Genomic DNA, 5,203 nt, shown 5'->3' on the forward strand with positions numbered 1-5,203 from the left:
CACCCGCCTGTGTGACGCGCGCCAGGAGTCCGGGCGATGAACCGCCTGGGCTCCGGGACTGTCGTCTCCAACTGACATCCGAGCAGGGCGGTGACACCGTCCAATCACAAGGCCAACACAGGACGTGATGGCGGCTCCGCGTGGGCCTCGCGACGTCGCGCCCAGGGATTCACGCAGTCACACCACGTCTGCCTTCAGCACGGCGGCATGCACCCCACGCGACAGTCCGCGTGGGCACGCGTGTCGGGAGCTACTTGCGCAGCAGCGTCCCCTCGAAGAAGAACGCGACGCACGCGGCCAGGATGAGCCACGTCCACAGCGGCACGGTCGGCCGGTCCTCGTCACCGCTGGACGCCTTCACCGTCTCCTCACCGAAGTACGCGGTGAGGGTGTCCTGTGGCACGCGCGTCAAGTCGCTCTCCGCCGGGTCGAGCATCGCCGCGAAGGACAGCGCCGGCTGCATCTTCCCGTCCGCGCCCAGCACCGAGTACGCCCCCGGCTCCAGCACCGGCCCCGCCACCACCGAGCCATCCGGCTGCTCCTTCACCGGCAGCTCGCTCCCATCCGGCGCCTTCACCGCCGTCACCTTCTGAGAGCCCTCCGGCCGCAGCGTTACCTGCTCACCCACGCGCACGCGCACCTCCTCGCGCTCCTCCAGTGAGCCGGTGAGGTACGCCGCGAAGCGCTGCATCAGCGGCAGGAAGCTGGTGCGGATGGCGAAGTCACTCCAGTCACGGTCCACCGTGCTGGTGAACATGGCCACGCGGCCCTTGCCCTTGCGCATCACCGCCACCGCGGGCGCCCCGTCCTCGTACGTGGCCAGCACCTGGCTCGCGCCGGGCGACGCCGGGTTGTCCGCCTCCAGCAACACGTACCGGTAGAAGCGCGCGCCGATGAGCCCCTCCTCCGCCCGCCCCGTGAAGGGCGAGAAGAGCACGTGCTCCTGCTTCACCTGCGCCAGCCGCGCCGCCTTCGTCTCCGCTTCCGGGTCCGTCTCGCGCTCCGCGCTGGTGCGCACCACACGCAGCGGCCTGGGCAACACCGCCCCCAACCGCTGGTTGTAGTCCTCCGTGTTCACCCGGTCGCCCATGCTCAGGAACAGCCCGCCGCCGTTCTCCACGAAGGCCGCCAGCCGAGCCGCCTCCTCCGGGCTGGGCGCCGGCACGTTCAACAGCAGCACCAGGTCGTACGCGGCGAAGTCCTCGCGCAGCCCCACCTCCGAGTCACGCACCGCGACTTCCACCGGAGAGCCGGGCGCCGTCAGCGCCGCGTCCACGAAGAACGCCTCGTCGCGGTAGCGCGTCGCATGGGGCGCGCCATTCACCACCAGCGCCTTGAGCGCCTTGGGCACCGGCAACACGAACGCCCGTCGGTCATCCTCCGCCAGCGAGTCCGACGCCAGCGTCACCTGGCCCACCACCGTGCCACCCTGTGGGAAGCGCACCGTCAGCGCCTTCTGCGTGGTGCCACCCGCGGGCACGTCGACGAAGCCCTTGGCCAGCGTCGTCTCGCCCGTGCGCACCGCGGCCTCCAAGTCCTTGGCCGCCTCTGTCCCGAAGTTGCGCACCGTGAAGGTGAACTGGAACGAGCGCGGCCCCGCCTGGAGCGCGGGCTCCACCTTCAGGTCCACAATCGCGTGGTTGTTGAGCGCCTCGCGTCCCTCGGCCACGTCGCGCAGCACGACTTCGGGCTTCACCGGCGCCCCGGTGGGGCCCTTCACCGTGGGCGGCGGCGCCTCCAGCCGGAACGCCGAGGCCGCCATGTCGGAGACCACCACCAGCCGCTTGGCGGCCATGGGGTTCTCCTCCAGCGAGCGCGACGCCATCTCCATGCACCGCGACAGGTCCGCCGCCCCGTAGGTCGGCTTTGCTTCATCCACGAGTCCGCGCAGCCGCGCCCGGTCGAACCCCGGAGGCGGAGGCGCGGCGGGGGAGCTGGTGCACACCAGCACCGTGGCGGGCTCTTCGGGCAGCAGGTCCTTGAGCGCGTCGCGCGCCTCGTCCCGTCCTCGCTCGAAGAGCGACGTCCCGTCCGTCCAACGCATGGACAGCGACGCGTCCAGGATGATGGCCGTGGCGGCCGGGCCCTTCACCACCTGCGCGGCGTGTGCGTCGCGGCTCAGCTCCGGCCGGGCGAGCGCGATGGGAATCGCCAGCAGGATGAGCGTGCGCAGCGCGTACAACAGCAGGCGCTTGAGCTTGAGTCGGCTGGCGGTGCGCTTCTGGCTGCGCAGCACGAAGGCCAGCGGGCCGAACGGATGGGGACGCGGCCGACGTCGGTCGAACAGGTGCACCAGCAGGGGGATGAGCGCGCCCAGCGCGCCCAGCAGCATCCACGGATTGCCAAACGTCACCCGCGCCTCCCGCGTCGCCCCAGGTAGCGCAGCAGCACGTCGTCCAGCTTCTCGTCGGTGCGCACCAGCTCGTAGTCCACGTCCGCCTCCGCGCACGAGGCCTTCACGCTGGCCAGGAAGGCGTGGAACTCCTCCAGGTAGCTCTCCTTGATTTCGCGCGGATTCACCTCGATGCGGCCCTCACCCTCCATGTCCAGGAAGAGCGTGGGGTCATCGAAGGGGAACGTCAGCTCCGCCGGGTCCACGACATGGAACAGCGACACGTCGTTCTTGCGCTGCCGCAGCGCGAGCACCCGCTTGAGCGCGTCCTGCTTCTCGTCGAGCAGGTCCGACAGGACGATGACGGTGGAGCGCCGGGGCAGCACCTCCGCCAGGTGGTCCGCCGCGCTGCCCAGGTCCGTGCCTCCGCCCGGCGTCGTGGCGTCCAGCGTCTCCAGCAGCACGTTGAGGTGGCCCGCCGAAGCGCGCGGCGGCACGTCCTTCCACTTGCCGCCGGTGAGCAGCGCCAGCCCCGCCGCGTCCTGCTGACGCACCAGCAGGTAGCACAGCGCTCCCGCCAGCGTGGTGGCGACCTCCAGCTTGTTCAACGCGCCGCTGCCGTAGCCCATGGAGGCGGACGCATCCACCACCATGACCGAACGCAGGTTCGTCTCGTGCTCGAAGCGCTTGACGTAGTACTTGTCGAACTTGCCGTAGGCCTTCCAGTCCAGGTGGCGCAGCTCGTCGCCGGGGGCGTATTCCTTGTGCTCGGCGAACTCCACGCTCTGCCCCTGGTGGGGGCTCTTGTGGAGGCCGGACAGCACCCCCTCCATCACCGCGCGGGCACGCAGCTTCACGCCCTTGAGGCGGGCCAGCGTCTGGGCATCGAGCAGCACGCGGCGCTAGCCCTTCACCACCGTGAGGAGCTGGTCGATGAGCTTCACGGAGGTGATGCCCTCGCTCTCCGCGGTGAAGTTGGGCAGCACGCGGTGACGCAGCACCGGCCGCGACAGCGCCCGCACGTCCTCCACCGTGGCCACGAAGCGGCCGTGGAGAATCGCGCGCGCCTTCGCCGCGAGCACCAGGTACTGGCTGGCGCGAGGGCCCGCGCCCCAGGACACGTTCTTCGCCACGAAGTCCGGCACGCCGGGCTCCTTGGGGCGGGTGTTGCGCACCAGCTCCACCGCGAAGCGCACCACGTGGTCCGGCACCGGCACGCGCCGCACCAGCTCCTGAAGCGCGAGGATGCGCTCGGGCGACAGAATCTTCTCCAGCTTCGGCTGCTCGCCGCCCGTGGTGCTCTTGACGATCTGCACCTCTTCCTCGGCGGTGGGGTAGCCCACGTCGACGAGGAACATGAAGCGGTCCAACTGCGCTTCCGGAAGCGGGTACGTGCCTTCCTGCTCAATCGGGTTCTGGGTGGCGAAGACGAGGAAGGGCAAATCCAACGGATACGTCCGGCCGCCCGCGGTGATGCGGTACTCCTGCATGGCCTGGAGCAGCGCGGCCTGCGTCTTGGGCGGCGTGCGGTTCACCTCATCCGCGAGGATGATGTTGGCGAACAGCGGCCCCTGCACGAAGCGGAAGTTGCGCCGGCCGGTGGTGCGGTCCTCCTCCAGGATGTCCGTGCCGGTGATGTCCGACGGCATCAGGTCCGGAGTGAACTGGATGCGGTTGAAGGAGAGGTTGAGGACGTCCGCCAAGGTGGAGATGAGCAGCGTCTTGGCGAGGCCGGGCACGCCGACGAAGAGGCAGTGGCCCCGGCTGAAGAGCGAGATGAGCAGGTGCTCGACGACTTCCCGCTGGCCGACGACGCGCTTCTCAATCTGGCCGACGATGGCGTTTCGAGCCTCGGCGAGCTCCTCGACTGCGCGGAGGTCGTCGCTCGAGGGGTCGGGCACGGGACGTGGGGCGGGGGCGGCGCTTTCCATGGAAGGAGTCTCTTAATTCGCGGGCGGCGCCCGGACCAACGGTTTCCTCCTTCCGAGCAGCCGAGTCGTGAGGTGGCAACCGTTGGAGCGGGGGGCTATTCCGCTGCCATACACTCTGGAGGAGGCTTCTCAGGGGCCTCCAGCCCTCGCGCCTGCACGCCCCCCGAGCGGGACCAGCCCCCCGAGGGGCAGGGGGAATGCCGCTTCGCGGACACGCTGCTTACCGTCTCCGGAGATCCGGCCTCCGACGGACGGCGGCCGTCTCCGGGGTGCGCGCATGCGGTTTGAGCGAGCGGGACGTTGGTTCCACGGCTGGCGGATTCTGGGGCCCGTGGCCCTCCTCTGGGGGGCCGGGATGGCGTGTGGCTCCGAGCAGGACGCCGCCGAGCCCTCCGGGGAGACCGCCTCACCGGCCCCTGACGGGGTGTCGCCCTCCGGGCCAGGAGCACCCCCCACGGAGTCGACCTCGCCGTCCGAGGGCGTGCTGCCCCAGGGCACCCTCTGGGAGACCCGGGTGGGAGGCCCTCAGGACGACACGCCCACGGGGGTCTCCGTGGGCCGAGGCGGGGACGTGGTGATGGTGGTGTCCCAGACACCCCGGCAGGACGGGGACCGCGAGCCGGTGGAGGGGGAGCTCCTGGCGGTGGAATTGGCGCGGTACGCGCCGGACGGGACGTCGCGCTGGGTGCAGGACTTCCCCCGGGAGCGGCTGTCGGACCTGCGCGTGGCGGCGTCGCCGGGCTCGGAGGGCGCGGTGTTCCTCACGGGCAATGCGTTTCTCTACCCGGCGAACTTCGGGTTGGGGGCGACGCAGGACGGCTTCGTGGTGCGCTTCAACGCGGACGGGCGCGCGACGTGGCAGCAGCGCGTGGGACAGAAAGCGCACGCGGTGGCGGCGGATTTAGCCGGCGGTGTGGTGGTGGCGGGGGAGGAGTGGGAG

The 5,203-nt window shown here is 70.6% G+C and carries 3 protein-coding genes and 1 pseudogene; 1 reads left to right on the plus strand and 3 read right to left on the minus strand.

The annotated features are described in order from the left end of the window. Positions 1 to 250 precede the first annotated feature (250 nt). The 3 genes from FJV41_RS07185 to FJV41_RS07195 are packed head-to-tail and all read right to left on the minus strand — an operon-like array spanning position 251 to position 4,263. A complete protein-coding gene (locus FJV41_RS07185) occupies positions 251 to 2,353 on the minus strand; it encodes a BatA domain-containing protein (RefSeq protein WP_141641669.1) in 2,103 nt (700 codons plus the stop codon). After that, the gene (locus FJV41_RS07190; protein WP_141641670.1) at positions 2,350 to 3,228 is read right to left on the minus strand and encodes a DUF58 domain-containing protein; all 879 of its coding nucleotides are present in this window, start codon (positions 3,226 to 3,228) and stop codon (positions 2,350 to 2,352) included. Before FJV41_RS07190 ends, FJV41_RS07185 begins: the two co-directional genes overlap by 4 nt. A 6-nt stretch (positions 3,229 to 3,234) precedes the next feature. Further along, the gene (locus FJV41_RS07195) at positions 3,235 to 4,263 is read right to left on the minus strand and encodes an AAA family ATPase (RefSeq protein WP_141641671.1); all 1,029 of its coding nucleotides are present in this window, start codon (positions 4,261 to 4,263) and stop codon (positions 3,235 to 3,237) included. Positions 4,264 to 4,540: 277 nt separating this feature from the next. On the opposite strand from FJV41_RS07195, the pseudogene FJV41_RS07200 reads away from it, so the two are divergent. Next, positions 4,541 to 5,203, plus strand: a pseudogene (locus FJV41_RS07200) (hypothetical protein); the annotation flags it as partial.

Origin of the sequence: Myxococcus llanfairpwllgwyngyllgogerychwyrndrobwllllantysiliogogogochensis (assembly GCF_006636215.1) — a bacterium.
Classification (GTDB): Bacteria; Myxococcota; Myxococcia; order Myxococcales; family Myxococcaceae; genus Myxococcus; species Myxococcus llanfairpwllgwyngyllgogerychwyrndrobwllllantysiliogogogochensis.

Excerpts from the sequence above, each read along its gene's own strand:
- FJV41_RS07195 (WP_141641671.1), bottom strand. The coding sequence starts at position 4,263 with ATGGAAAGCGCCGCCCCCGCCCCACGTCCCGTGCCCGACCCCTCGAGC.